28 protein-coding genes and 1 tRNA gene are annotated in these 26,196 nt (G+C 37.9%); 12 read left to right on the forward strand and 17 right to left on the reverse strand.

Annotated features, from left to right (window positions below):
* Positions 1-227: 227 nt before the first annotated feature.
* Positions 228-827 (reverse strand): TetR/AcrR family transcriptional regulator, encoded by a 600-nt coding sequence (locus JN11_RS19145; protein ID WP_144915143.1) that lies wholly within the window; start codon positions 825-827, stop codon positions 228-230.
* A gap of 464 nt (positions 828-1,291) precedes the next feature.
* Here JN11_RS19145 and JN11_RS19150 point away from each other — a divergent pair, with 464 nt between their 5' ends.
* Positions 1,292-2,668, forward strand: a complete 1,377-nt coding sequence (locus JN11_RS19150; protein WP_144915144.1) for a sensor histidine kinase — start codon at positions 1,292-1,294, stop codon at positions 2,666-2,668.
* Between the two features lie 6 nt (positions 2,669-2,674).
* On the opposite strand, the gene JN11_RS19155 is transcribed toward JN11_RS19150, so the two are convergent.
* The 4 genes from JN11_RS19155 to JN11_RS19170 form a co-directional block, all read right to left on the reverse strand.
* Positions 2,675-3,571, reverse strand: coding sequence for a cation diffusion facilitator family transporter (locus JN11_RS19155; protein ID WP_144915146.1), 897 nt, complete (start codon positions 3,569-3,571; stop codon positions 2,675-2,677).
* A gap of 37 nt (positions 3,572-3,608) precedes the next feature.
* Positions 3,609-4,100, reverse strand: a complete 492-nt coding sequence (locus JN11_RS19160) for a TspO/MBR family protein (RefSeq protein ID WP_144915148.1) — start codon at positions 4,098-4,100, stop codon at positions 3,609-3,611.
* Positions 4,101-4,164: 64 nt separating this feature from the next.
* A complete protein-coding gene (locus JN11_RS19165; RefSeq protein WP_144915150.1) occupies positions 4,165-5,586 on the reverse strand; it encodes an ATP-dependent DNA helicase in 1,422 nt (473 codons plus the stop codon).
* A 90-nt stretch (positions 5,587-5,676) separates the two neighbouring features.
* Positions 5,677-6,189, reverse strand: coding sequence for a GtrA family protein (locus JN11_RS19170; RefSeq protein ID WP_246139058.1), 513 nt, complete (start codon positions 6,187-6,189; stop codon positions 5,677-5,679).
* A gap of 148 nt (positions 6,190-6,337) precedes the next feature.
* On the opposite strand from JN11_RS19170, the gene JN11_RS19175 reads away from it, so the two are divergent.
* Positions 6,338-7,150 (forward strand): DUF3822 family protein, encoded by an 813-nt coding sequence (locus JN11_RS19175; RefSeq protein WP_144915153.1) that lies wholly within the window; start codon positions 6,338-6,340, stop codon positions 7,148-7,150.
* Positions 7,126-7,680 carry an RsmD family RNA methyltransferase gene (locus JN11_RS19180; RefSeq protein ID WP_144915155.1) on the forward strand — a complete coding sequence of 185 codons (555 nt, stop codon included), beginning with the start codon at positions 7,126-7,128 and terminating at the stop codon, positions 7,678-7,680. The genes JN11_RS19175 and JN11_RS19180 overlap by 25 nt, the downstream gene beginning before the upstream one ends.
* Here JN11_RS19180 and JN11_RS19185 read toward each other — a convergent pair.
* Complete coding sequence (locus tag JN11_RS19185; RefSeq protein ID WP_144915157.1) at positions 7,664-8,416, reverse strand: DeoR/GlpR family DNA-binding transcription regulator; 753 nt, start codon at positions 8,414-8,416, stop codon at positions 7,664-7,666. The genes JN11_RS19180 and JN11_RS19185 overlap by 17 nt on opposite strands.
* A 59-nt stretch (positions 8,417-8,475) precedes the next feature.
* Here JN11_RS19185 and nudK point away from each other — a divergent pair, with 59 nt between their 5' ends.
* Positions 8,476-9,054, forward strand: coding sequence for a GDP-mannose pyrophosphatase NudK (gene nudK / locus JN11_RS19190; RefSeq protein ID WP_144915158.1), 579 nt, complete (start codon positions 8,476-8,478; stop codon positions 9,052-9,054).
* Position 9,055: 1 nt separating this feature from the next.
* Here nudK and JN11_RS19195 read toward each other — a convergent pair whose 3' ends face one another.
* Complete coding sequence (locus JN11_RS19195; protein ID WP_144915160.1) at positions 9,056-9,784, reverse strand: SDR family oxidoreductase; 729 nt, start codon at positions 9,782-9,784, stop codon at positions 9,056-9,058.
* 299 nt (positions 9,785-10,083) lie between these two features.
* Here JN11_RS19195 and coaD point away from each other — a divergent pair, with 299 nt between their 5' ends.
* A complete protein-coding gene (gene coaD / locus JN11_RS19200) occupies positions 10,084-10,545 on the forward strand; it encodes a pantetheine-phosphate adenylyltransferase (protein WP_144915162.1) in 462 nt (153 codons plus the stop codon).
* On the opposite strand, the gene JN11_RS19205 is transcribed toward coaD, so the two are convergent.
* Positions 10,520-11,152, reverse strand: coding sequence for an NUDIX hydrolase (locus JN11_RS19205; RefSeq protein WP_144915163.1), 633 nt, complete (start codon positions 11,150-11,152; stop codon positions 10,520-10,522). The two genes, coaD and JN11_RS19205, sit on opposite strands and share 26 nt — an antisense overlap.
* Between JN11_RS19205 and pyrE the strand changes: the two genes are divergently transcribed.
* The 4 genes from pyrE to JN11_RS19225 all read left to right on the forward strand — a co-directional run bounded on the left by pyrE (position 11,151) and on the right by JN11_RS19225 (position 14,461).
* Positions 11,151-11,792, forward strand: a complete 642-nt coding sequence (gene pyrE / locus JN11_RS19210; RefSeq protein ID WP_144915165.1) for an orotate phosphoribosyltransferase — start codon at positions 11,151-11,153, stop codon at positions 11,790-11,792. The two genes, JN11_RS19205 and pyrE, sit on opposite strands and share 2 nt — an antisense overlap.
* A 55-nt stretch (positions 11,793-11,847) precedes the next feature.
* Complete coding sequence (locus JN11_RS19215) at positions 11,848-12,243, forward strand: SRPBCC family protein (RefSeq protein ID WP_144915167.1); 396 nt, start codon at positions 11,848-11,850, stop codon at positions 12,241-12,243.
* A 375-nt stretch (positions 12,244-12,618) separates the two neighbouring features.
* Positions 12,619-14,247, forward strand: coding sequence for an ABC-F family ATP-binding cassette domain-containing protein (locus JN11_RS19220; protein WP_144915169.1), 1,629 nt, complete (start codon positions 12,619-12,621; stop codon positions 14,245-14,247).
* Positions 14,248-14,388: 141 nt separating this feature from the next.
* Positions 14,389-14,461 (forward strand) — tRNA-Lys (locus JN11_RS19225).
* Here the strand turns inward: JN11_RS19225 and JN11_RS19230 are convergent.
* The 9 genes from JN11_RS19230 to JN11_RS19260 all read right to left on the reverse strand — a co-directional run bounded on the left by JN11_RS19230 (position 14,427) and on the right by JN11_RS19260 (position 21,590).
* Complete coding sequence (locus JN11_RS19230) at positions 14,427-15,974, reverse strand: recombinase family protein (RefSeq protein ID WP_144915247.1); 1,548 nt, start codon at positions 15,972-15,974, stop codon at positions 14,427-14,429. The genes JN11_RS19225 and JN11_RS19230 overlap by 35 nt on opposite strands.
* On the reverse strand, positions 15,971-16,132 hold the full coding sequence (locus JN11_RS24515) for a hypothetical protein (RefSeq protein WP_170227797.1): 162 nt from the start codon (positions 16,130-16,132) through the stop codon (positions 15,971-15,973). Before JN11_RS24515 ends, JN11_RS19230 begins: the two co-directional genes overlap by 4 nt.
* A 108-nt stretch (positions 16,133-16,240) precedes the next feature.
* Positions 16,241-17,188, reverse strand: a complete 948-nt coding sequence (locus JN11_RS19235; RefSeq protein WP_144915170.1) for a hypothetical protein — start codon at positions 17,186-17,188, stop codon at positions 16,241-16,243.
* A gap of 11 nt (positions 17,189-17,199) precedes the next feature.
* Positions 17,200-17,622, reverse strand: a complete 423-nt coding sequence (locus JN11_RS19240) for a hypothetical protein (protein ID WP_144915172.1) — start codon at positions 17,620-17,622, stop codon at positions 17,200-17,202.
* Complete coding sequence (locus tag JN11_RS19245; RefSeq protein WP_144915174.1) at positions 17,623-19,047, reverse strand: type IV secretory system conjugative DNA transfer family protein; 1,425 nt, start codon at positions 19,045-19,047, stop codon at positions 17,623-17,625.
* A 121-nt stretch (positions 19,048-19,168) separates the two neighbouring features.
* A complete protein-coding gene (locus JN11_RS19250) occupies positions 19,169-19,879 on the reverse strand; it encodes a hypothetical protein (protein ID WP_144915176.1) in 711 nt (236 codons plus the stop codon).
* 1 nt (position 19,880) lies between these two features.
* The gene (locus tag JN11_RS19255) at positions 19,881-20,966 is read right to left on the reverse strand and encodes a hypothetical protein (RefSeq protein ID WP_144915177.1); all 1,086 of its coding nucleotides are present in this window, start codon (positions 20,964-20,966) and stop codon (positions 19,881-19,883) included.
* A gap of 158 nt (positions 20,967-21,124) precedes the next feature.
* Positions 21,125-21,418: a hypothetical protein gene (locus JN11_RS24520; RefSeq protein WP_170227798.1), complete on the reverse strand. Its 294-nt coding sequence runs from the start codon at positions 21,416-21,418 to the stop codon at positions 21,125-21,127.
* Positions 21,390-21,590, reverse strand: a complete 201-nt coding sequence (locus tag JN11_RS19260) for a hypothetical protein (RefSeq protein ID WP_144915179.1) — start codon at positions 21,588-21,590, stop codon at positions 21,390-21,392. The genes JN11_RS24520 and JN11_RS19260 overlap by 29 nt, the downstream gene beginning before the upstream one ends.
* Positions 21,591-21,687: 97 nt before the next feature.
* On the opposite strand from JN11_RS19260, the gene JN11_RS19265 reads away from it, so the two are divergent.
* From JN11_RS19265 to JN11_RS19275, 3 genes are all read left to right on the forward strand, one after another.
* Positions 21,688-24,378, forward strand: coding sequence for a P-loop NTPase (locus JN11_RS19265; protein WP_144915180.1), 2,691 nt, complete (start codon positions 21,688-21,690; stop codon positions 24,376-24,378).
* A gap of 172 nt (positions 24,379-24,550) precedes the next feature.
* Positions 24,551-25,135, forward strand: a complete 585-nt coding sequence (locus tag JN11_RS19270; RefSeq protein WP_144915182.1) for a hypothetical protein — start codon at positions 24,551-24,553, stop codon at positions 25,133-25,135.
* Between the two features lies 1 nt (position 25,136).
* Positions 25,137-26,045, forward strand: coding sequence for a relaxase/mobilization nuclease domain-containing protein (locus JN11_RS19275; RefSeq protein ID WP_144915184.1), 909 nt, complete (start codon positions 25,137-25,139; stop codon positions 26,043-26,045).
* Positions 26,046-26,196 lie beyond the last annotated feature (151 nt).

Raw genomic sequence — 26,196 nt, forward strand, 5'->3', positions numbered from 1 at the left:
GTTTAACATTGTTAATTAAGTGGGCGTGGGTTTGAGTTGTTGTTTCCATAGTTTTCTGTATTTAGTTCAAAATATTTTATGGTTGGCGGCGCCAGTATTTCACGCCGTCGTTTGTTATTTAAAGCAAATATTGATCATTTATAAGGGTATTAAAACCCGTTTCTTGCTTATTTCAGATGATTAAATTATCAGGGTGATATTAATTTACACTTGCTTTTTATTAAAATTTATTCTTTTATTGACCGGATTATCCCGCTGATAGCTGTTTTTAATACTTCGTGAGTAATATCATCAGAAATATTTCTGCGTACCATATTTATCGAAATCAATCCATGCACAACCGACCAAAAAGTATAATACTTAGTACATATCTCATCTTCAGATGGTTTATGCGGCGCCATCAATTGTTCTATTGCATCATTTACCAGCAGGGATGGCTCTTCGGCTTCTGGTAAAATTTCACACATCAGGCAACAATTCACATCCACCCCAAACATCACCTGGTATAATTCCTTTTCGGCGAAGGCAAAATTCCAATAAGCCAGCCACATGGCTTCCAATTGTTTTTCAGGCAGGCGGTGTTTTTCCTTAGCTGCCCTCATATCCTTGCTTAATATTATAAACCCTTTGCGGGTAAGTTCCAGCAATATGGCATCCTTGTTCGAAAAGTATTCATAAATAATCGGCGCTGTATATTCAATTGCATCAGCAATTTTGCGCATACTTAAGGCTTGCCATCCCTCTACTTTCACAATGTTAAGGGCAGCCTCCAGAATGTTAATCCTGGTTTCTTCCTTTAAACGTAATATCCTGTCTTTACTCGCCACTTTGTTTATACGTTATTAAATTATTTAACAGCGTTAAGCAAATGTACAGAGTTAAATAATATCATGTATTCATCCAATTGTCAAATTCCGGAGAAACAAATGGCAGTCATTTAATTATTTTTTCTGTGGAGGGCCAGGCAATAAATAAACTATAAAAATAGTTTTAAGATAATTAAACCTTGAACCAAAATGAAGTTCAAACATCCATTTACAAATAATATTGAAAATGATGTGTACAGATAATTAGCATCTATTAGAAAAGAGCATTTTAACGAAAATTTCACTTTTTTTCACATCAAATTTTATCTAATGGTTAACCATGCATTTTAAGTCAATAATAATATTTTGTCATAGAAATCACTGTTTTTAATACTTTAATAACCTTATTAGCATTAGTTCCGTATAACAACCCATCGGAATACTTTTAGTAATGGTTAATAAAACATTCCTGAAGGAGGTAAAAAATGAAAAGGGTTATTATTACTTTATCTGTTGTAGTATTGATTGCCACCATTATTATCGGTGTAACTAACTACTATTCAGTAAAAATACTTTCTGCTACCAGGGCGTACTCAAATTTTGAATCACAATATTCAAAAGGTGAAAAGGATGCGTCGCGGCATTTAATGAGTTATATTTATTCTAAAGATGATTTGGATTATCTTTTTTTTAAAGATGACATCAATATACCCTTAAGTGCGGGTGTTGCCCGGAATGCCCTGGAAACCGGGAAAGACATTGAAATAGTCCGCATTTGTTTTTTAATGGCCGGCAATCATTCTGATGACCTGCAACAACTTATCTGGTTTTTTCAACATTTTAAAAAAGTACCGCTTTTTAAAGGAGCTGTTATGAAATGGCAGCAAGCCGATGTAATGGTTAATAAATTAAATGCCATTGGCGTAAATGCACATAAAGGAATAAGTAAAGGGCAACCTATTGATAAAGAAGGTTTGGTATTACAGATTAACACCATTTCTGATAATTTAAATATCATACAGCAAAATTTCTCCACCGAACTAGGGATAACCGCCCGTATGGTTAATTATTATGTTTTTGTTATTAATATCACCATTCTAATAGTCATTTTGGGCTGTACCGCCATATTGATGGGTATTATGCTTACTAGGCTTTACTCATCTAAAAAAGTGATTGCCGACCAAAACCAGGCTTTGGTAAGCATGAACGGGCGTATCAATAAATTAGTTTATAATGTAACTCATGATCTGCGTGCGCCACTTTCTTCTTTAACGGGACTTATCTCTGTACTTGAACGTGAAAAAGATATTGCCAAGCTTCCGGATTATACTGAAATGATGAGGGCAAGTATTGAGCAGCAGGACAAATTTATTCAGGATGTTTTGTATGCTATAAAGAATGGAACGGAATACAGATCAGAAGTTTGCAACTTAACGGAGATAGTGAATGATGTAATTAGTCAGAATAATTTTTCGGCCGAGGGCAAACAGGTAACATTTGTAAACGAACTGGAAGTTTCTGAATTGAAGTGCAATATTATGGGGCTTAAAGTGATATTTAATAACTTAATATCAAATGCTATTAAATATGCTGATTTCAGTAAACCTGAGCAATGGGTTAAATTTAAATCATACCGCACTCCAAAACATTGTGTTATTGAGATAGAAGACAACGGGTTAGGTATAAAACCCGAACAAAAGAACCGCATTTTTAATAAATTCTTTAAATCAGGCTTCAATAAAAAAAGTATGGGGCTTGGGCTTTATTTTACCAAACAGGCAATTGAAGAAATGAACGGCACCATTACTGTAAAATCATTCCCAGGCAGCGGCACCTCTTTTATTGTATCGTTGCCGCTGTGATTTAAATTACTTTGCAACAGGCTCAATAAAAATCTGTTTAATACGCGGAAATTCAGTTTGTATAGATTTAGTTATACGTTCAATAGCATCTGTTATTTGTTTGGTGGTAAGATTATCCTCAAAAACAGTGTTAATATGCAAAAGCACTTCCTCAGGCCCCATATACATACTAAAATGTTTTTTAACCTTTATTACCGCAGTATCAGCTTCGGTAAGCAATACTATTTTGTGCAAATTTTTACGCCCTATAGTCTCACCCATTAACAAGCTTTTACTTTCGCGAAGCAATAAACCCGCTATAATGAGTAATACCGTTCCAATAAGCATAGAGGCTATACCATCAAAATAATTATTATGAAATAGCCTGCCTAAAAATATACCCAGAAAAGCGATAACCAAGCCAACCAGATCACCAACATCACCCAGCATTACAATAAAAGTTGATGGATCTTTACTGCGTATAATAGCATTCCAGAAAAATGAACGGCCACGTTCTTTATTAAAAGCCTTTAATGCCGATACTAATGAAATGGTATTGAAAATAAAAGCGAGTAACAGAATAGCATAGTTCCACACGGGGTTACCAATCATATCGGGGTGCTCAAAGCGCAAAAAGCCTTCATAAAAAGAAATACAGCCCCCAACAACAAAAATTACCAGCGATACAATAAAAGACCAGAAATATAATTCCTTGCCATATCCAAACGGCCGGGTTTTATCAGGTTGCCTGGTGCTTGCTTTTACGCCCCAAATAAGTAATAACTGGCTTACAGCATCAATTACTGAATGTATTCCTTCTGAAAGCATGGATGAACTGCCTGTAAAAGCTGCGGCAATAAATTTTAAAATTGCTATGCTAATATCAACCCCCAAAGAAATATAAAGGAATACTCTTGATTTCATTCAACGCGATATATACAGAACACCTGGTAAAAGCTAATTATCTGTTAAGAATAAAAATATTGAAATTAAGGAGGCTGGCAAAAGCAACCCATAACAGGTAAGGTGCTAATAACCAAGCAGCTGCTTTGCTCATTCTTTTAAAAACCACAATATTTATCATAATGCTAATAAATAGTAACCCAATAATTATTAGCGCCTGTAATATCTGATGCAGCCCAAAAAACACTATCGACCATGAAAAATTAAGCAAAAGCTGTATAAAATAAATTGTTCGTGCATGAAAGAAGAGAGCCCGGTTATTCCGTTTTTCCCAAATCAAATATGCTGCAATAGCAATCAAAATATACAAAACAGTCCAAACAGGTCCAAAAATCCAATCGGGGAGATTAAAGGAAGGTTTATTCAAATTAGCGTACCAATTACTAATTTGTGGAGTAGTAACAAAGCCAGTCACTGTTCCAATACTCAATGTAATTAATAAACTGATAACAAAAGGCCAAACTTTAAACCGTTTTTTCGACTCACCCATAATTGCTAAACAACTGTGTTAAGTTCAAAATTGTTTCATCAATTAAATAGCAGCAATTCAATAATTAATCATCTGCTCCAGCCACAAAAAATTTGTCATTAAAATTCACCAGGAAAAGCTCATTGGTGGCACGGGTGCAGGCGGTATAAAACCAGCGTAGAAAGTCGGTATTCACCATCTCTTCCGTCAGATAACCCTGATCAACAAAAACAGCATCCCACTGTCCGCCCTGGGCCTTGTGACAGGTAATGGCATAAGCAAATTTAATTTGCAGGGCATTATAATAAGGATTTTGTTTGAGCTCTTCCCAACGGGCACGTTTATTAGGGATATGCTCATAATCTTTCATTACCTCCTGGTAAAACTTTTTCTGGTCATCGCTGGGCAAAGCCGGTGCCTCGGTATAAAGAGTATCAAGCAATATTTTACAGTCAAGCGTAGGGTCTTCGGTATAGTCAATAAACTCCAGCTGTACATCGGCAAACCTAAACCCATACATATCTTCAAACCGGCGCACTTTTTTAATACGGGCAATATCGCCATTGGCAATAAAACCGGTGCTGCCTTCTTCCTGTGCATTAAGCCAGAAATAATTGTTCTTTACAATCATTATCTGGTCGCCGCCGGTCAGTTCTTCCTCCCGGTATAATATCCGCCCGCGAATTTGCCGGTTGTAAGCATTTGCATTTTTATTGGAGCGGCAAATAATCAGCGTATTATCATTACCATATTTATTATAAGCGTAATTTAGTCCTTCTTCCAGCATATCGCCGCGCATACGGTACATATCTGTATAACCCTTGGTAACAATCTGCGGCATTTTTTCTTTTTTGCGGCGGATAATATCTCTAACCTTAGTTACATTATATAATATGCCCGAATCTTTTTGCTGTCTTAATACATCGGTAAGCTCAAAACTAAAAACATTCAACCCAAATTTATCTTTCATTAAGGCAATATCCAATGCAGGGCTATCGATCGATCCAACAGGTGGCAGCTGTGCGGTATCGCCTACCAGCATTAGTTTACAGTTTTTGGTGTTGTAAACATAATTGATCAGATCATACAATAAAGATGCCCGGTGATTCATCCCAATCTCGTCCGATATCATGGAAGCCTCATCAACAATAAACAAGGTATTCTCTGCCAGATTATCGCCCAATAAAAACCCTTCATCAACATTTAATGCCGATTTTTTACGGTAGATGCGTTTGTGAATGGTAAAAGCCTTACGGCCCGAGTAAGAAGTAATCACCTTGGCTGCCCGGCCTGTAGGTGCCAGTAAAACATATTTAAAGTTGTAGTTGCGCAAAGCCTTTACCAGTGCACCCAAAACGGTGGTTTTTCCGGTACCGGCATAACCTTTTAAAATAAAACATTCATCGCCATCATCGCTTGTTAAAAAACCGTCCAACTTGCCAAACAATTGCAGTTGTTGCGGAGTTGGCTCATGAGGAAAGGCTTTTTGAATATGATCTGCAGGCACTTTTTATTTTTTGTTGATGGAGTAAATTTATGAATTAATTAACATCCATAAGATGATATGGCAATATCACCATTAATTAAGCCAAGCTAATCAGTTAAGATTTTGCACGGCGTGCTTTTGCTTAAACAGGATAAATGTTTGACTGGTATAACTAAACACAATTACAATTATGGTAGTTACAATTTTTGAAATGGTGGGATACCAGTGCAGGTAATCGACAAATAGTTTCAGGAAAACAAAATTCAAAAATATGCTAACTGCTACTACCAAAATATAACGGGACAACTGGCTTCTTTTTCTTAAGCCGGATTGTTGAAAAACAACATACCTGTTTAAGTAAAAACCCACAGGCAATGAAATACTCATAGCCATAAACAAAGATGCTATGTGCGGACTTAAGGTAAATGGCGCCAGATGAAGGTTGTGCTTCTTTAAAATAAGGTTATAGCTAATAGCAAACAAAGCAATATCCAAAAAAGTATTTACCCCGCCACTGGCTGCATACCTGAAAGTTTGTAGTGACATGAGCTTTTTGAAAAGAGGATACAACTGATCAATAAACCACAAAATGGTATGCCTTATTTTTTCATGTATCTTTTTCATCAAACAGAATTAAATGCCAGGGGTTATTATAGTGGCTGAAGATAATACTTTTTAAAAACAGTTTCTTTTCGATATTAATTTCCGTATAAATTGAACTAATTGATACCATGATTTTTTATACCAAAAAATATTACTTTTGCGTAACCGCATGAGCGAAAATTATAACAATAACACCGATAGTAGCTTTAACCTGTACCAGGCTTATAGTTATACCCTATTGATACAGGTTGAACCAACCTCTTTTAGTTATGCCGTTGTTCATGACAACCGTTTACTAACATTTAATCTTAATTGCGATCTTGATGAGCTTGCTCACCCTAAATTGTTAACAGATCTGTTATCGGCAACTTATAATAAGGTAGTTATTGGCTTGCCTGCAACAGGTTTAACCCTGGTACCTAAAAGCCTGTTTAGCGAAGAACATGTTGGTGACTTTGCCCGCTTTCTGGATGTAAAAGAAACCGAAAAGGTTTTTGCTCAAACACTGGATGAAGAAAATGTAATTATTTACAAAACCGATGAACAATTGGTTTCAGCAGTTAAAAAATTCGGCCTGCAAAATACGGTACATGCCGCCAAAGGCTGGATAAAAGCTATTGCAAAGAGCAGCCCGCCAGATAGTAACCTATATTTAAATGTAGGTAAGGATTATGTCCAATTTCTTTACTTTTCATCATACAAACTGCGTTTCTACAATACGTTTGAGTTTAAAAACCCTGATGAACTGGTTTATTTTACTGCGTTTGTTGCCGAAGAACTTAATTTACGCTCATCGGCCACTACACTTGTAGTAAGTGGTGATATTGTTTATGGCGATGCTTACCTGACGCGCTTAACCGACTTTTATCCCAAAATTGAAATAAACGGATTAAAAGTAGCTGAACTTACCGGACAAACTGCTTCACATAAACTTTTGGCACTTGTTGCTTTATCATTATGCGAATCATCGGAGGCTCTTTAAAAGGATTAAGGCTTAACCCGCCAAAAAACTTGCCTGTACGCCCCACAACTGATTTGGCGAAGGAAGCGTTGTTTAATATTCTGCAAAATCAAATAGAATTTGAAGGTATCCGTGTGCTTGATCTTTTTAGCGGCACAGGAAATATATCAATGGAATTTGCTTCACGGGGAGCTGAACAAGTGGTTTCTGTTGATCGCAGCATCCACTGTGTACACTACCTTAAGGATACAGCCCGTCAGCATGGCCTAACGCAGATAAAAGTTTTTAAGGATGATATTTTCAAATATCTTCAATTGGAAACAGATCAGTTTGACCTCATATTTGCTGATCCGCCCTATGATTTGAATAGGATACCGGAAATACCCGGCATTATTTTCGATAAAAACTTATTGCTTCCAGGAGGTTTACTGATAGTAGAACATCAGTCCATGCAAAACTTAAGCAAACACCCCACATTTGTTGAACAACGCCAATACGGCTATTCGGCATTTTCCTTTTTTAAAGCACCGGATGTTACTGACCAACAGTAATAACAACCACACCCTGCTCTTTAAAGCCATCTAATTTACTTTCTTCTGCATCTGTAATAATACAATTAACCAAACTGAGATCTGCAAATTTCAAGTACGTCTCCCTTCCAACTTTACTGTTATCACATAGCAAATAGGTATAATTACTTTGTTTGGCAAGTGCAGTTGTAATAGCAGCCTCCATTTCACTATTGGCAAAAAGTCCATTCTCCGAAATGCCATCAACCCCCAAAAAAGCTTTACCTGCCCTGTACCGGGCAATATGCTCATTCGCTATACTGCCATGAACTGCCTGCCTTTCAATATCCAATTCACCCCCTATTATATTTAATGATACGGCACAGTTTTGAAGCTCATAAATAACCGGCAGGGAATTGGTAATTACTTTAATTTTTTTATTCTTTATAAACTGACACAAGCGAAAAATGGTACTCCCGCAGTCCATAAAAATAATATCACCATCACTTATCTGCTCTGCTGCCTTACGACAGATATTATCTTTTGCTGCCACATTTTGAGCAGTTTTATTAACAAAGCCTACAGGCTTTTCTAATGGATTAACCTTCATTGCTCCTCCGTGGGTGCGATACAGCAAACCATCTACAGCTAATTGATTTAAATCGCGGCGGGCAGTAATTTCAGAAATCTGCAAATCAATAGCCAGTTGCTTTACATCTACTTCTCCTGATTTATCCAGTTGACTTAATATTTTTTGCTTTCTTTTTTGAAAGTTCATTATTAAAAGCTTTAATTTGATCAAATATAATCAATATCGATCAAATTAAATCAAAATAAATGAAAATCAATATTATTAACACCGAAATACTTTCAAACAATTGGTACACCCTGAAAAAAGTAACCTTTGAAAGCCACCAACCAGATGGGTCAAGTTTAATACAGCACCGTGAAGCTTACGACAGGGGAAACGGTGCCACCATATTATTATATAATAAACAGCAGGGAACGGTTATTTTAACGAGGCAATTCAGACTGCCAACTTATATAAATGGCAACCCAACGGGACTTTTAATTGAATGTTGCGCTGGATTATTAGACAAAGACAACCCCGAAGATTGCATCCGTCGTGAAACAGAGGAAGAAACCGGTTACAAAATAACGGATGTAAAAAAAGTATTCGAAGCGTACATGTCGCCCGGTTCCGTGACTGAACTTTTATATTTTTTTGTGGCCGAATACAGCAAAACGATGAAAGTTAGCGAAGGCGGTGGGGTACACGAAGAAAATGAAAACATTGAAGTAATGGAATTACCCTTTGCCAAGGCTTTGCAAATGATAACAACTGGTGAAATAAAGGATGGAAAAACTATTGTGCTTTTGCAATATGCGGCTATTAATAAATTGATGGAATTTTAATTCACTTCATCTTTTTAAATTGAAACTCTGGAATGCATTTCACCATCAGCATTATATATTTCCAAAACCATTTAACGTAAACCACATCTTTCTTTTGCTGATAGCTGCAATAAAGGATCTGTGAAAATTCTGTTGGAGTGGCTGCAAGTATTTTGGGCAATTTAAAACTGGTAGTCATCCGGGTTTTAACAAATCCTGGTTTTACTGTCATAACATGTACGTTTTCCTTAAAGCACTTATTACGCAAGCCGGACAGGTAAGTATTTAAAGCTGCCTTTGAACTACCATAAACCAGTGTGCTTGCTTTCCCCCTATCGCCTGCTATAGAACTTATACCTATTATAGTGCCTTTTTTTTGCCCGATATAATGTTTTGATACAATGTTAAGTATGGATACTACACCTGTATAATTGGTATTAATCATGCGCTGAGCAATGTCCCAATCATTAAATGCCTCATATTCATTTTCTGTTGCTCCAAAAATCGATATTACTACATCGGGTTTCGGTATCAGATTTCCAAAAAATTCATGATGGGTATAATATTGAATGGCATCAAATGCATGTATAGTACAGTTTACTTTGTAACTGATCTTTATTTCTGCCTGTAATAATTTAAGCTGAGCAGGCTTCCGGGCGGCTAACTGGATATTATATTGTTGTTCAGCAAACTTTTTGGCTAAAGCTACAGCAATATCAGACGTGGCACCCAGAATAAGTACAGTTTTCATTTGTATTTTGTTACACAGCACGTAAAGCACCAATCAAACTGCACAGATCTGACCTTGCTATCCGGGTTATATTTATAGTTTTTAATTAACTTAATCGGGGTTTGTATCCTGCAGCACCTTATATGGTTATCCTCTTAGGGCATCTTCCATATCCTTGTAACCATTTGCAAAATCAACCGTTAATACGATACTTTACGGATAAGGTTGCAGATTCGCTACTACTTTATAACTATAATTTTAATTGAAGAATATTGAATAATGATTTATAAATTTGTGAACATAAATCATCCTGCAAGCTAATGAAAATAGCACTTTTCCCTGGTTCATTTGATCCGGTTACCAAAGCACATGTTGATATTGTTAAAAGGTCAGTAGGCTTGTTTGATAAGGTTTATATTGGTATTGGCGTAAATAGCTCAAAAGCCGGTTTATTAAGCATTGAAAAGAGAGAACAGATACTGCGTGCTGTTTTTGAATCGGATCCGCGTATTCATATTATAGCTTACGAGGGGTTAACCGTTAATTTTTGCCAGAGCATCGGTGCAAGCTATATGATCAGAGGTATCCGTACAGTATCTGATTTTGAATACGAAAAAGCCATTGCGCAGATGAACCATTCTCTTGCACCCGAAATTGAAAGCATATTTATTGTGAGCAAACCTGGTTATTCATCTATAAGTTCAAGCATTGTTCGCGAAATTATGCGCTACAATGGGGATGTAACCCAATTTATCCCTAAAGAAGCACTGGCGTTCCTGTAATCAGCTTTTCTTTTACCAGCACATCAATAATTGAGGGGAATGTATTTTTTAAAATAGGCTCAATATGCTCTTTATTGAACCATCGCACATCAGTTATCCCCTCTTCTTTTTGAGGTTTTAGTTTATACTGCCCTTTACACCGCATCATAAACCAGTGTGTTTTCTTTAATACTACATCGCCTTTAAAAATGTAAACATGATAGGTTTTACATATTTTTTCTTCAAGCTTATTTACTTTTATGCCGCATTCTTCTTCCACCTCGCGCACGGCAGCCTCTTTTACTTTTTCGCCTTTTTCAATTTTACCTTTTGGCAAATCCCATTTATTATTGCGGTAGATAAATAAGAAAGTGTTGTTTTCGCTTTTTACCAGGCCGCCTGCTGCTTCAATAAGGGTAACACTTTTAGCTACCGTTTTTATAAAAGACTTGGCATCTTTACATAAAACATAAAAGAATTTCCTTTTATGATTGAGTACCCAGGTGTAAATAACTTTCAGATCAAATACATCTGCATCGATCTTTTCGTAGTCTTCAACCATTTTAGGTGTTGATTCTGTTAAAAGGACCACTTTTTCGTTGATATAAATTCTGTATTTTTGAGCCATGATAAATAATACTGAGACAGAGCAACAGGTAGCTGAATTTCTGCTGCAAATTAAAGCAATAAAATTACAACCTAACAATCCTTTTACATGGGCCTCTGGTTGGAAATCTCCAATTTATTGTGATAACCGCATCACCCTATCTCATCCTACTATCCGTACTTACATCAGGCAGCAGTTAGCCAGTTTAGTTCAGGATATATTTGGCCCGGTTGGTTGTATTGCAGGCGTAGCCACAGCAGGTATCCCACAAGGTGTATTAATAGCGCAGGAATTAGGTTTACCATTCATTTATGTACGCTCAAAACCAAAGGATCACGGTACAGGTAATTTAATTGAGGGCGAAGTATTAAGCGGCAAACGGGTAATTGTTGTGGAAGACCTTATTTCAACCGGAAAAAGCAGTTTACAAGCTGTTGATGCTTTACGCGCAGCTGATTATGACGTTGCGGGACTTGTAGCTATTTTTAGTTATGGATTTGATATTGCTACTGAAAACTTCAAGCAAGCAAATTGTCCTTTCTATACTCTATCAAACTATAGCGCTTTAATAAAATACGCCAGCGAAAATCAATACATTTCAAAACAGGATGTGCAGTTATTAGAACAATGGCGAGAAGATCCGGCTGCATGGGGCAAATAATTAATTTCCTTTCGCCCAGCAACACAACTCTATAAATAGCTAAATAATTAACCGGATGACTACATTTGAAAGTAAAGCAACTATCAATCTTCCTGCAAATACCATCTATAATTTTTTGTCTGATTTTAACAATCATCAGCAATTAATGCCCGAAAATATTCAGAACTGGACATCAACTTTTAATACAGCTGCCTTTGCTATTCAAAACATGGGCAGTATCAGCCTTAAAATAAATAGCCGAACAGAAAATAGCCAAATAGTTATCATCCCTGATCAAAAGCCACCTTTTGACATGGAATTAAAATGGGAGCTGGCTACAAATGGTGCAGACACGCTGGTTACGTTCACCATTTCAGCAGAGCTGAACATGATGCTAAAAATGCTAGCTTCGGGTCCATTACAAAAGTTGGCGGACCACGAGACCACAGCACTTGTTTCTGTGATTAAATAAAAATGCGGGCTTATAAAAGCAATTAATTAGGGGCAGTTAATATTCTTTCCTCTTCTCTAATTGTCTAATAAAAACCAGCACATTCGTTACAATCAGCAGTGCGATTAATAATGCCATAACGGTTTATAAACTATTGGTTAATGCAAATATAGATATATAACGTAAATATATTGATGCATAGTTTATTATCTTTCAAAAACTTATTAACTTATCAACAATGTCAACAATATCAACCTTTAATTACCTATAAGAATTATTTATAAACCCTTGGTTATGGTTAAAACAAAAATGGTGCCTGTTGGTACTATTAAAGTGTGCAGGCGCCATTTTTGAAGGATTTAACGTACTTTTGCACTTTAAAGTACAGGAATTAGCATGATCACGGTATCCAATCTCTCACTACGCTACGGCAAACGCACATTATTTGAAGACGTTAACCTGAAATTTACCCAGGGTAACTGTTATGGTATTATTGGGGCTAATGGCGCCGGCAAGTCTACTTTTTTAAAGATACTTTCGGGCGAAATTGATCCCAGCAGCGGTTCAGTAAGCTTTACCCCGGGTGAACGTATGGCTGTTTTAAGTCAAAATCACTATGCATTTGATGAATTTACCGTAATTGAAACCGTAATGATGGGGCATAAGGAAATGTACGCCGTAATGAAGGAGAAGGATGCCATTTACCTGAAAGAAGATTTTAGTGATGCCGATGGCGAGCGTGCCGGCGAACTGGAAAACCTGTTTGCTGAAATGGATGGCTGGAATGCCGAAAGCAATGCAGCTACCCTGTTGAGCAACTTAGGGATAAAAGAGGAATTTCACTACAGCCTGGTTAAGGACCTGGACAATACCCAAAAAGTACGTGTATTACTTGCACAGGCATTGTTTGGTAAACCTGATATTTTATTACTGGATGAGCCTACCAACGATTTGGACATCCACACCGTAACCTGGCTGGAAGACTTCCTGGCATCATATGAAGCTATTGTACTGGTAGTATCGCACGACAGGCACTTTCTGGATACCGTTTGTACGCATGTTGTAGATATTGACTTTGCTAAGATGACCATTTATACCGGTAACTATACGTTCTGGTATGAGTCAAGTCAGTTGGCTTTAAAACAACGCTCTGATCAGAACAAAAAGACTGAGGATAGGGTAAAAGAACTCCAGGAATTCATCCGTCGCTTTAGCGCCAACGCCTCTAAATCAAAACAAGCTACCAGCCGTAAGAAAGCTTTGGATAAGATTAATCTGGACGAGATCCAGCCATCAAACCGTAAATACCCCGGAATTATATTTAACAACCTTGGCCGTGAAGCAGGCGACCAGATATTACAGGTAGAGAACCTGAGCAAAACCTTAAATGGCGAATTGCTGTTTGGCAACATCCGCTTTATGGTAAACAAGGGTGACAAAATCGCCATCCTGTCGCAAAACAGTTTGGCAACCACTGCACTGTACAACGTTTTAACCGGACGTGACACCGATTACAAGGGCGAATTTAAATGGGGCGTTACCATCAACGCGGCAGATATCCCGATTGACAACTCCGAATACTTTAAAGGTAAGGATGACAACCTGATCGATTGGCTGCGCGAGTATTCTCCAGGCGAAAAAGACGACCAGTTTATCCGCGGATTTTTAGGCAGGATGCTTTTCTCGGGCGAAGAAGTATTGAAAAAGAGCAATGTGCTTTCGGGTGGCGAAAAAATGCGCTGCATGTTTAGCCGTATGATGCTGCAACAGGCCAACCTACTAATGTTTGACGAACCAACCAACCACCTCGACCTGGAATCGATCACAGCGCTTAATAATGGCATGAAAGACTTCAGGGGAACCATCCTGTTCACCTCACGAGATCATGAGCTGGTGCAAACAGTGGCAAACCGTATAATTGAAATAACCCCAGCGGGCACTATTGATAAGCTGATGAGCTATGACGAATATATCAACAGCGAGGCAATTGAGAAACAACGTAATGAATTGTATGCTATGGCATAATGTCGGATTTCGGATGTGCAATTTCGGATTTTGAGCGTTAAGAATGATTCAACTCTCTTTTTTAACACTAAATTCCAAAATCAAAAATCCGACGTTCGAAATAAGAAAATATTTCGCATATTTGCATCCCGGTAAAAAAATGACTTGGTAGCTCAGCCGGTAGAGCAACTGACTCTTAATCAGTGGGTCGAGAGTTCGATCCTCTCCCAGGTCACCTTTGACCGCAAATCAGATTTAACACCTGTTTTGCGGTCTTTTTTTTGCTCAAAAACGGCCTTTACGGTATCAAAAACGCAGATTGCCTCATTCATTCGGAGAGTTCGATGTTCCTCTCCGTCAAAAGTCAATTTTTCAGGGAACATCGAACTCACTATATACCTTTTACCCTCTAAATCAGCACCTTGATACAATTCTGGCAATTTTGCAATATTTCTTAATGCCCTTTCTAAAAGGGGTGCAATACTCTCCGTTTTCCCAGACAAATCAAACAGCTTTCCTTCTAAAATTGAGACCTGTCTTTCACAATCATTTTTAATTTTTTTGTAGTCAGCTCCATCCAGATCTCCACTTAGTAATAAGTCCCGTGCCTTATTGATTTTATCGTGATATTCCGAAAGCTGTTTTTTATAGGAGATTAATTCGCTTTTTCCCTGACCTACCTCCTGCTCATAAGCTTCAATAATTAACGCTTTATACAAATCGCATACAGCTGGATTAAGTGCATGTTTTTTAAGGAGGTCTATAAACTTATCGTTAACAGTCTTCGCATTAAACCTGACGCCACATTTTGAGTTGCAATGATAATAGTGGAAATATTTGGTTTTACCCTTGGAAGCACTTCCACTCAACATCAGCCCACATTTTGGACAAATCAAATATCCCCGCAATGGAAGCTCATCCATAGAACGGATTTTTACCTTATTATTTTTTCGTCTGCCATCGAGTACTTCTAAAACTTCATTAAAAAGACTTTCCGAAATTAGAGCCTCATGCTGCCCTGACACTAAATAGGCTTCTTCATCTTTAAACTTCGGAATTACAATTTTACCACAATAAACAGGGTTTCGGATTACCTTCCAAAAATTCTTCCGTCCCATTTCAAGTCCTTTCAACCGTGCCTCACGCCAAATTTGATCTATGTAAAAATCACCGGTTGCAAGTTGTTCAAACACCCATTTCATAATTGTGGCGTTAGGTTCTTTCGGAGAAATAAATTTATTTCCTCGTTCATCGACTCTATTCTCATAACCGATTAACGCTTGTCCCATCCAGCGCCCTTCTTTTCGTGCCCGGCGCATCCCATAAAACGTATTGAGGGCTCTCCGGTCATTATCAACCTCGGGTTGAGCAAGATAGATAGCCAACATTAATTTACTTTCCGGTACAAACATATCAAGCGGTTGCTCTATTGCCTGTGGTTCTACAAAATACCCCTTAAGTATATTGATCATTTGGTAAGCATCACCAGCATTTCGGCTGAAACGGTCCCACTTGGTGAACAAAACTAAGTCAGTATGGCCTTTCTTTTTTTTTAATGTGGTCAAAAGCTTTTGCCATTCAGGTCTTTTAAATGTTTTAGCTGAGTAATCTTCGTAAATTATACTTCTAATTTTTATATCCTTAACACTACAATACCTGGTTAAAACTTCTTCCTGGCTCCGCTGGGAATATCCTTTCTCAGCCTGCTCATCGGTACTTACCCTAATATATAAATCGGCAACTTTCATTTTTTTAAATATAGCTTCACCTCTAATTTAGCTAAAATAGTTAGTAAGTACAAAATATTTTTCGCCTCTTCTATTGTAACAATCATGCCTCCCGATTTCAGTATTTCTACCGCTTTTTCAGGAGTAATCTTACTTTTTTTCGATAATCCAGCATTCATTTTGATAGGGTAAATATCATATCAACCACTTCCCCGGCCTCTTCATCTGTTAAGGGCAGTTCCACTTGCCGCTGCAAATCTGGTATACAGTGCCAGTCTAACTTTCAGTTACCGCTCCAGATTGAATCCGTATTTCTTCAAGTCATCCATCCCTGTTCTTCGTGCAAGGTCCAAGATTCGTACTTCAATTTCACGTACCTGAGCTTCGTCTAATATTTCCATTGCCTGTACTTTTTTAATTTCTTCCTCCAATTCATTCATTTCATTTTCAATTGAAATCTGCTTTTGGCTACCTTTTTTTAGTGTTAATGCCGGGGCATCTTGTAATTCTATTTGCTCTGATCTGTTGAACGCTTTTTCAGGCTTTTTCTCTCTGATTTCACTCATATCGCGCAGGGCCTCTATTTCTTTATTCTTCAGCCCACTGTCGCGTACTACATGTGATGATAAATCCTTTTTGCTATGTTCAGCCTGTTCCCATGTCTTGGCTTCTTCATAATCATCGAACTGAATGCCTGCCCGTTCTTCCATTTCCATAATGTATTCAAATTCTCGGCGCATCCGTTCTTCATCTTCGCCTATATCCTCTTCCCTCAGCTCGCTTTCGTACGCTTCGTTCTCCTCGATGTTGTATTCCTCACAATTGGTTCGTGCCCATTCCATTGCTTCGTCTAGATCGTCGAATACGCAATCTGCCCGCTCTTCCAATTCCTTGATGTATCGCAATTGCTCCTCTTCGGTGAGATGGTGCGGGTCTTGCTCCCACTCCCATGCTTCTTCATAATCATTGAATTGAATGCCCGACCGTTCTTCCATCTCCAAGATGTATTCCACCTGCTTAACAGTATGTTCATTGTTGAGAAATGCGATTATGTGGTCTGCCGCTTCGGGTAGTTCTAATCCTTCTTCGGGTTCGACAGGTTCAGGCTCTAAGGGGATGAACCCCATGATTTTCATTTCTTCATACGGCTCGTCAGATACCCATAGGCTATCCGCTTCCTGTGTATCCTCTTTTAATGGGTCTTTGTCTTTTTCTTGTGGTGCGTGCTTTTCCATGATTTTATTTATTAAGTTGTGTGTTTGAGATATTGCATGAGCATCGTTTCCGCCTGTTCCAGCCATTCGGACAGCCGGGACAGTTGAGCGTTATTTTTAGCCGCTGCAATTGCAGCCATGCTAACCAATTGCAGTATTTCCAGCAGTTGTTCCTTATGCGGAATGAATTTCTCCGATCCCGTTGCCGCAAGGATAATATTGCGTGCGTATGCGGTGCGTGATAGGTCAGCTTCCAGAGCATTGCGATTGATGGCTGCAAATTGTTTCAAGGTGACGTCAATCCGTAGCTCCTTGCGGGGGCGTTTTTGCTGCTTCCATTGCTTTTTGTATTGTGTCCGGTATTGGTGCTTTGCACTGGCTATCTCTTCCGGTGTGCCGTTCAGCACACCGGCTTCTTTGAGATAGTCATACAAGGCTTTGCTCCGGATTTTCATTTATATTAAGAATGGGATGTCAGTATCAACGGCAGTGCTTGTTAATGAAATAGGGGGAATACTGGCGTAACGCCTGAAATTTAAATTACGCCAGTACGGAGACAGATACCCTTTGATTATTGGCACATTTAAAGCAATAATGAGCGATCTGTTCTTAGGCAATAATCGGGCTTCGCTGGCCGTGACGAGATGTTTTGTTTTTTCGCGACCCTTTTCGTCAACATAAGTGCAGGTACCGCTCAGGGCCTCGATATCACGCAAAACGTCTAAGGAGGTATTTCCCGGAAGAAAAATCTTCACTGCGCAATTTGCCGTAATATTTTCAGCTTCGTCCCCGTACCGGGATTTTAATTGGGTGACGCTTTGCAGGCAGGCAAGCGTCGATAAAAAATGCTTTCTTCCGTTGCTCAACGCCAGCGGTAAAATCTTGATATAGTAGGCAGCGCATTCCTCTAAAATTACATGTATCGGCAGTTCTTTCTTAGTCGGTATCCGGGATAAAGCATGCGCGTAGAATTGCTGAAAGAACATCCCCGTCAAAACTGCTGTGTAGTCCGCCGTCCCGACGGTTCCCAAAAGATAGATTGCCGTTGGCACCGTTCTTAATTGATTAAAATCAATTTTGGCGGTTGTTGCCGTGGCTTTTGCAATATGGGAATCTGAGAAGATAACCAGGGCTGCTTTGGCGGATGCCAAAATATTCTGCATGGTTTTTTCGGAGTTTCCGATAAAAGAAAGGTATTCGGTGATGAGTTTTTTATCACCCGTCTGCGCTACCAGCTCGTCCACTTTTTTTGACAATGTAGGGGAAGACAGGCAATGGATGAGGTGCAGGATATTGGCAAAATTGCGGTGCTCTTCGGGTTGATATAGTGTCAACTTAGCCATTAATACTAAAATCGTTTTCACCGACAGCGACCAGAACTTGTCGCCTTTTGAACCGGCATCCAGCGTTGAAGCAACCAAGATGTCAATAATCTTATGCACATCATTAGGGTCTTCTGTATTTATTATCGGATTATACCCGTTGCCGATTGACGGGTTGGACAGATGTATCGGCAGTATTTTAAAATGCTTTGATTGATAGCCGGACGCACCACGCAGCAGTTCTCCGCTGACATCCGTTATAAGCATGCTGCACTTCTTTAAACTGAATAAATTTGGAAAAATCAAGGTACTGGTTTTACCGCTACCCGAGGGTCCGTATATGACTGCATTGGCCATCGACTGCCTGCGTGATAGCCTTCGATTTTTTCCAATCCACAGGCCTTTTCCAAATGGACTAGCTATAGAAAGGGTGCTGCTAAACGATGCGTTTTCACCGCCCGGTTTGTTTAGTAGCATCACTAATGCCTGAAAGAACTCTACAATCAGCATCGCAAGACCTTGCATGCAAAATAATATGATGGAATTTACTGTTTTCATGAGAATTTTTATTGAAATGCTTTTTTTGCTTGTAAAACAATATCCAATGCCATTTTTAATAGAAACTCTGCCACAGCAAGGATGCTAAAGCAAAGAAATTTGAGAATTTGCAGAATGACTTTCATAGCGGCATAAATTGAGTTTCGATATGCACAGTGGTGTTATGAGCCCTATAGATGTTCTCGTAAAAATGTGCAACCCGCATGTATGCGTAATTTTGCCGATAACTGTAGGGTGCATATAGGAACCAGACTTGCTCCCCGGCCAGGTCAGGCAACGGGGCAGTTGATTCCAATTGCTTTTCAATCAAGCTCGGGCTTTTTTCCAAGAGCACCAGCGTTTGAGGATTGTAAAATCTAACCTCACTATTTTCCATCAGATTACTGAAAATGAGTAGAATGCGGCGTTGAACGTCTCGTTTAGATAGCAAGGTTGCTTGTTCGGCTATGTTTCTGAATATAATGGAATGTTGAAAGGTTCTGATGCTATCAAGGGAAGACAAATGCTTTTGCAACTCCTCTTTGAACTGTTCAATGCGTGCATGCCTGATGATAGGATTACCCTGCCAGACATCTTCTTTGGGAAGCGAAACAGTTTCGGTCTTGTTTACATCCTTGTCGCTTATTGCGCATAATTTAATTTCTATTCCTTGAGCAGGGTTTTGGTCAAGGTTGAATGGTGCGAGAAGCATATCAACTGTTGGATATACCGGGAGTCTGTCCGTTTGATCTACCAATACCGTCATGGTTGTATCATAGACTGCTTTAGGCTTGTTACAAGCGCTGAGTGTTATGCTCATTGCCAATACTGCATATTTGATTGTTGAGTTCATTTTAAAAAAGATTTAAGGATTTAAAATTTGTTATGAAGCCAAACGGGTATTCGTCTGAATTGAATCCTATTGGCCTGGCATTATCCTGGCGCCGCATCAGGTTCGTTTTTCGCCAGAGAGCCCATCCCCGAAAGGCGGAAGCAATGACTATTTCCTCTGCCTTGCATCCGTATTCGACAATGGAACCGTTTACATGGCGCAAGTCAGCATTGGATTGCTTGACTGTCTCAATCTCTTGCTCCAGGCGACTTATTTCCGCCTTATTGTCTGCCGCCGCTTTTTTCTGTTGCTCGTACCTGAGCATTTCCATGCGTTGTTCCTGTTTTGGATACAGAAATTTGTTGATGGCAACACTTATTACAAAAAACAGTAATGATAATATCGCGAATGGCAAAGGACTGAAATACAAGGTTGCACCATGATTGTATGTTGAGATCGCTTGTGCAAGATATTGTACCCGCGCGCTTGCCATGTAGTAAAAGATGATAGCAAGGCCAATCAATATACCGCTTGCAATTACTCTTCGCTGCCAGAGGTTTTTCCCAAAAGCGACAAGTCGTTCAAAGAAGTGGGCCAATAAGGTGAGCGAGCAAGCAAATAGCAAGCTTATTGCTGCAGCCTCCAAGTAAGTGTATCCATAGCTTTCAAACGCTCCCATCGAGAACAGGCCATCAGCCAATAACGGAACGCTTATAAGTAGCCACACCATGACAATGCGCTTCGTACTAAAGGTCGGTGGCTGTTTTGTTTGTAATTCACGTTCTATCGCTACTTGCTTTTCTTTGGCAGACACCACCTTGTTTTGAAGAGCATGCACCTGCCGTTCTGTTAATTGGTCATTTTCAATCACCTCAGATATCAAAGTCTTTACCTGAAGCTGTATGCCGATCTCGCCGATAAGTTCCTGGTATTTGAGGTGGTCTTCCTGATAGTAGGAACTGATATTTTGCTCCGCCAAAGAGGGCTTGTTTCGTACGGCGTAGCTTTCCGCATTGATAATAACATGTTGTCCGATCTCTTTAAGTTTTTCTGCCAGAAAAGTGTCGAGTTCAGGTCTGTGATACAGCTTTTTTTCAATTGTTTTCATTATTGTTGAGTTTTAAATATTTGCGTATTTTATTCATTAATGGGCATAGCAATTCCATGAAAGCCTTGTCAGCTTTTTAAAAAGTTGTTAGAAATTGGTTATTAAACTGCCGGATACCGTAAGGCATCCGTTGTAAGTGATGATTTAGTAACAGCTTACTACTTTCTGTTACCTATTTGATAATCTGTGGCGATGGGTGTTTTTTGTTCCAGTTCGTAAAAGTGGAATCGTTCAATCAAGCTGTTTTTTACTACATCGTATGATGAACTACGAAATACCATCCTATTTTTTTCAAATAGCAAGAACTCCTCATTTATCCTAATGATTTTGAAGTGCCGCCACTCCGGATACCATATTGTTTGTGTGTTGATAATTTTATTGAGAATATCAGGGTATTCTATTAGTGCATTGATAACCTTGTTATCAATCGAGGTTATTTTTACTTTTTCCATCTTTATTGTTTTTAGTATGCGTTATTGGATTGATCTCGGTAGAAGGATCTTGCGGGGCTACAAAAGCCTTTTTCATCAATTCGTTTAAATTGAGGTGACGGTTGTCGGTAGAAAAACAAAAGCGAATAGATTTGCTATCTATCTGGTTTTTAGTTATTTTTATTGGCTTCATGATTGTTTTTTTAAGTCCATGTTGCAATTTTATCTATTATTTGAATAGCTACCATTTAGCCATTTTTTATTTTTTTAGCCTTTTTTTTAGCCTTATCATGTCGAAAATTAAAGTCCCTAATATTTTAGAGTATTTTATTCCTAATGATCAGTTTGATTCGACTCTGTATTCTGAGAAAATACATGTGTTATTTTTCACATTAGTTCAGGAGTACTTTAGAAAGGATGTCACTAACGTAACAAACAGATTAAAACCAAGGCTATTCAATTCGATACCTAATAATTACATAAGTCTAGCTTCAGCTATAAAAAGAACCTATCAGATAGATATACATGAAAACTTCTTGAGTACATTATGTTTTCCAGGTAAGAATCGCAAAAATAAAAAATGGACCAAAGGCATAGATAAAGAGAAGTTAGTAACTATTTACCAATTCCTTATTAACCATCCATTTTTAGCAAGTAAAAAAGAAGAAGATTGGATACATGAAATAAGGACCACCTCAATAGTTCTCCCGGTTGATGACAATGAACTCATCACCTATATTTTGGAGAATACAAATTTTAGCAGAATTGGTTCAACTTATAGACGCAGTCATAATGCTAATAGATTTTATGACGGTTTTCCAGTGCGCTATGAAGATCTGGCAGCTGATTTCGATTTCCCAAGAGCCATTTATTTTAATAAAAACGGAATTGCAGATGTCCTCAAAAGACACGAAGAGCAAACCGAAAGCTCTTTTATTATAATAAGTAGCCCCGGAGGAACTGGAAAATCTATTTTAATAAATAGAATTGGATTTAATTTGGCTGGCAAAGGCAAACAGGTTTTTACATTAAATAGCGACTGGATTGAAGATCACCGTAGCCATAATTTACAAACACAAATTAAATTATTTATAAAACATGTGGATGATTGTATAATCATAATAGATGGTGTAGCTGAGTGTATTTTTAGAGAAGAAATTAACTTAAAAAGTATAACGGAAAGTTTCTTAGATAAAAAAGTCTTATGGCTATTTTGTGAACAATCCAACAGATGGAACCAAGTCAAAAATAAAATAAGAGCGATAACATCTAACCGTAATTTCTTTTATTTTCAGCTCACAACACTGACCGACATTGAGTGTAACACGATTGTTGATAAGATGATTGATTTAGAAGAGCATGGTGACCTAACCGTAAAAAATGCATCATTATCAAGACATGAACGATTAGAGATTTGCCAAAATTCCTCCGGTCGGCATTTATTGATAGCTATGCTCCAGACACGGTATGGGAAGAACTTCTACGATATTATTCTCGAAGAGTATGAAAATATTCCTTCAAAAATTGGGAAAGAGGCATATTTAAACATATGCTTCTGGCATAAATGGTACATTAAGATTCCCGAATCTTTATTTATGTCATCAATGTCTTTCGAGACAGCATTAGATCTATCAGATTATAAAACGACTACGGAAGACCTGATTATTAATGATAACATTGGGTTAGCTTCGAGGCACGTCATAATTGCAGACATACTTTATCGAACTTTTATAATAGATAAATTTCAATGTTACTATTATGTAAAGAAAATATTCACTGTAATCGGAGATGATGTTGTCGGAGCGCGCCGTTTTTTAAATCGTTTTTCCGACGAGGAATTCCCTCAGTTGTTTATAACAATTCTAAAAAGAGACAAAGATTTAATTAATGAAATTATTTTGATCATAAATAGCCATGCCACCTTTTTTGACAAAGAATTATTCTTAAATTTTTTGACATTCAAGGCTATGGTGGCAAGAATTATAGGTAATGATGATGAAGCTATTAGCATATATAAACATATCCTTAATGAAATCGATTCAGAATATTCATTTGCTCTTCGGCAAATTGCCTGGATTGAACATGATCGAAAAAACTTTGATATAGCTGCAAAATATGCAATTGATTCTTTTCATTGCTCGAGAGGTGTTGCCGATCATATCATCCAAATAGCCAGGATTTTGTCACAAAATACTATTGAAAATTTCAAAAAAGCTGACTTTTATTACAAAGAGGCTATTAGTGCAAGTAGTTCGAATAAGAAATACAAGGAAGAGTACACCAATTATCTTAATGCATTGAATAGCTTTTCATACCTAAAAAGTTTAAGCGAAAAGCAATTATTACCTGAAAAAATTGTCCGGCTACTTAAACCAAATTTAAAATTTCTAAAAACCTATTTCGGTATAAATTCAGATTTATATAAAGAAGAGTTGTTAAATACATTGCATTCTATAGGGGGTAATAGTGAGGGGAGTTTAGCCAGCCTGGATGAGATTTTCCAAGGCTTCAATCTTGATAACGACCCAATTATGAAAAGTAAATATTATAGCAATATGGCAAGGCTAATGTTTCTCGATTGGAAAGAAAATTATGGTATTACGGATAGCAAAGAAATATATGATATGTTTAATATGAGTATAGATTTAAATTTTGATGATCCCTTTGCACATTGTTGGCTTGGTACCTGTTTTAAAGAAATAGACGCAAATTCTATTATGGCGGAAAAGGAATATAGACTAGCATTCATTTTATCCTCAGACGCAAAACATGAATTTGATAAAAACCATCCTATTTTTTCACATAACCTAGCTCTTTTCATAATGGATGAAGTAATTTTAGGTAACAAGCCCAAGAGTGACCTTGTTGAAGCTGAAGAGCTATTCATTTTCTCTATTAAAATGAATGAGCAAAAAAAGTTAAAATTTACGTGGGCACAAAAGAGTCTTAACAAATGTAGGACGCTTATGGGCAATTTATAAGTCGTTTGTTAACATCATACTAATAGTAAGTATATCTTGCCAGAAACTTTATAATATGCTATAATCAGCACCAGGTAAAAGCTCTTTAAATCAAGGTCGTTTAGTGTCCGGAGATTTTTAGGGCTATTTTAATAAATGGCATTTCGGGTCACTAAATAACCGAAATATGCCAATGTTAACTCTAACAGTACAAAATGCAGCAATCCTAAAAAAGGCGCAAAACAAAATCTATAATCAAAAGTGTTTAACTTCCAAGGAACGTGATGTTTTAGGTAACTTTCTGACCAGCCTCCCCTCGTGCGAAACTCTCCTAAATGAAAAGTTCCCCCTTAGCGAAGAATTCGAAATAAAAATTTTTGACATTGAAGCTATATGGCCCCAGTTGCAAAAATGGATTGCTTTATTTAAAAATCTCCCCAAAAATGGTAATACACACTATCCGAATGCGGGATGGATTGATGCAGAAGAAGATAAGGACTTCTGGAGGAGAAATGTCATCATCAAAGTAGCCTTCGTCCCCTCGTTTCAATATAGCAAGAAGGATGAAGATGAGAACAAAATTATCGGCCTTAATTTGAAAACTGACGGCACCGCACAGTTTGAGTTTTGGATGATAGAAGATGCTGAAAACTTTCCTGATCTCTATAACTTTAATGGCTCATGGAAAGAAGCATATCTGCTTACCGTCAAAACCCTACAACAGGGCTGGCCGCAAACCAAATTTCCCAAGGAATTTGAACAGTTCTTGAAAAAATAAATTGAAAACAAATCCAACCAACGCACACGCGTTGGTTTTTTTATACGCCGGCCACTGCATATCTTTATTTATGGCAATCGTCAAAATCCTTTCGCGGCACACTCCATCGTATAGAAGCCTTATTCAGTACATTCTAGATGAAGCAAAATTGGGCAAGGCAGAGGTTTACACGCACAACCTGCGTTCTGATACGGTAGATGGTTATGTGCAGGAATTTATCGAAAATGAAGCCATAAGGAAGCAATCTCGTTCTGATCAGATATATCTCTTTCATGAAATCCTTTCTTTTTCTGCTTATGAAGATAGTGCAGTTATTACAAAGGAAATGATTGATGACTTTGTACACGAATATATCAGGCTGCGAGGCGAAACGGGCATTATGATCGGTGCCGTTCATCGGGATAAAGAGCATGTCCATGTGCATTTCTGCACATCAGGGCTACATTTTAGAACAGGCAAGTCTTTTGGCATGTCCAAAGTAAAATTGCATGAATTAAAAGTATCCTTTCAGGAATATCATAAACATAAGTATCCCGAACTTACCGAGAGCCTGCCAGAGCATGGCAAGGGAGAGCGGTACAAAAGTCATGTACAATGGCATGCCGCCCAACGCGAACGGATCATTGATACAGTAAATAAGTGTTTTGCCCAAGCAACAAGTCAGCAGGAGTTTTTAGCCCTTTTGCGTGACAGGGAACTCCATCATTATGAGCGCAACAGCAAGCCGACAGGTATAGAATACGAAGGATTAAAGTTTCGCTTTTCCCGACTTTTGTCAGATAAGCAATTTGAAAGCTTACCAATTGAACGAAGCGACGAAGATCAGGCATTAGCAGAAATACAGGCGGTGCGAGAGTGGCAGCAAGACAGAGATGAAAGAAATATGGCATTAGAAGGTAAATCTAGATAGTGATTAATTTTTACTAATATTATTAATAATATCTAAATACAAGTTGTAGGTTTATGATAATTAATTGATTTAATAACATTTACACCAACCTTGTCATGTTTTTTAAAAGAGTATAAATATCCAGACTCGTTTTGATATTGATATCTTTTCA

Origin of the sequence: Mucilaginibacter frigoritolerans, assembly GCF_007830615.1 — a bacterium.
Lineage (GTDB): Bacteria > Bacteroidota > Bacteroidia > Sphingobacteriales > Sphingobacteriaceae > Mucilaginibacter > Mucilaginibacter frigoritolerans.

Coding starts and splice junctions, on each gene's coding strand:
- JN11_RS19150 (WP_144915144.1), top strand. CDS start 1,292: ATGAAAAGGGTTATTATTACTTTATCTGTTGTAGTATTGATTGCCACC.
- JN11_RS19155 (WP_144915146.1), bottom strand. CDS start 3,571: ATGAAATCAAGAGTATTCCTTTATATTTCTTTGGGGGTTGATATTAGC.
- JN11_RS19160 (WP_144915148.1), bottom strand. CDS start 4,100: ATGGGTGAGTCGAAAAAACGGTTTAAAGTTTGGCCTTTTGTTATCAGT.
- JN11_RS19170 (WP_246139058.1), bottom strand. CDS start 6,189: ATGAAAAAGATACATGAAAAAATAAGGCATACCATTTTGTGGTTTATT.
- JN11_RS19175 (WP_144915153.1), top strand. CDS start 6,338: ATGAGCGAAAATTATAACAATAACACCGATAGTAGCTTTAACCTGTAC.
- JN11_RS19180 (WP_144915155.1), top strand. CDS start 7,126: ATGCGAATCATCGGAGGCTCTTTAAAAGGATTAAGGCTTAACCCGCCA.
- JN11_RS19185 (WP_144915157.1), bottom strand. CDS start 8,416: ATGAACTTTCAAAAAAGAAAGCAAAAAATATTAAGTCAACTGGATAAA.
- nudK (WP_144915158.1), top strand. CDS start 8,476: ATGAAAATCAATATTATTAACACCGAAATACTTTCAAACAATTGGTAC.
- JN11_RS19195 (WP_144915160.1), bottom strand. CDS start 9,784: ATGAAAACTGTACTTATTCTGGGTGCCACGTCTGATATTGCTGTAGCT.
- coaD (WP_144915162.1), top strand. CDS start 10,084: ATGAAAATAGCACTTTTCCCTGGTTCATTTGATCCGGTTACCAAAGCA.
- pyrE (WP_144915165.1), top strand. CDS start 11,151: ATGATAAATAATACTGAGACAGAGCAACAGGTAGCTGAATTTCTGCTG.
- JN11_RS19205 (WP_144915163.1), bottom strand. CDS start 11,152: ATGGCTCAAAAATACAGAATTTATATCAACGAAAAAGTGGTCCTTTTA.
- JN11_RS19215 (WP_144915167.1), top strand. CDS start 11,848: ATGACTACATTTGAAAGTAAAGCAACTATCAATCTTCCTGCAAATACC.
- JN11_RS19220 (WP_144915169.1), top strand. CDS start 12,619: ATGATCACGGTATCCAATCTCTCACTACGCTACGGCAAACGCACATTA.
- JN11_RS19230 (WP_144915247.1), bottom strand. CDS start 15,974: ATGAAAGTTGCCGATTTATATATTAGGGTAAGTACCGATGAGCAGGCT.
- JN11_RS24515 (WP_170227797.1), bottom strand. CDS start 16,132: ATGAATGCTGGATTATCGAAAAAAAGTAAGATTACTCCTGAAAAAGCG.
- JN11_RS19235 (WP_144915170.1), bottom strand. CDS start 17,188: ATGGAAAAGCACGCACCACAAGAAAAAGACAAAGACCCATTAAAAGAG.
- JN11_RS19240 (WP_144915172.1), bottom strand. CDS start 17,622: ATGAAAATCCGGAGCAAAGCCTTGTATGACTATCTCAAAGAAGCCGGT.
- JN11_RS19245 (WP_144915174.1), bottom strand. CDS start 19,047: ATGAAAACAGTAAATTCCATCATATTATTTTGCATGCAAGGTCTTGCG.
- JN11_RS19250 (WP_144915176.1), bottom strand. CDS start 19,879: ATGAACTCAACAATCAAATATGCAGTATTGGCAATGAGCATAACACTC.
- JN11_RS19255 (WP_144915177.1), bottom strand. CDS start 20,966: ATGAAAACAATTGAAAAAAAGCTGTATCACAGACCTGAACTCGACACT.
- JN11_RS24520 (WP_170227798.1), bottom strand. CDS start 21,418: ATGGAAAAAGTAAAAATAACCTCGATTGATAACAAGGTTATCAATGCA.
- JN11_RS19260 (WP_144915179.1), bottom strand. CDS start 21,590: ATGAAGCCAATAAAAATAACTAAAAACCAGATAGATAGCAAATCTATT.
- JN11_RS19265 (WP_144915180.1), top strand. CDS start 21,688: ATGTCGAAAATTAAAGTCCCTAATATTTTAGAGTATTTTATTCCTAAT.
- JN11_RS19270 (WP_144915182.1), top strand. CDS start 24,551: ATGTTAACTCTAACAGTACAAAATGCAGCAATCCTAAAAAAGGCGCAA.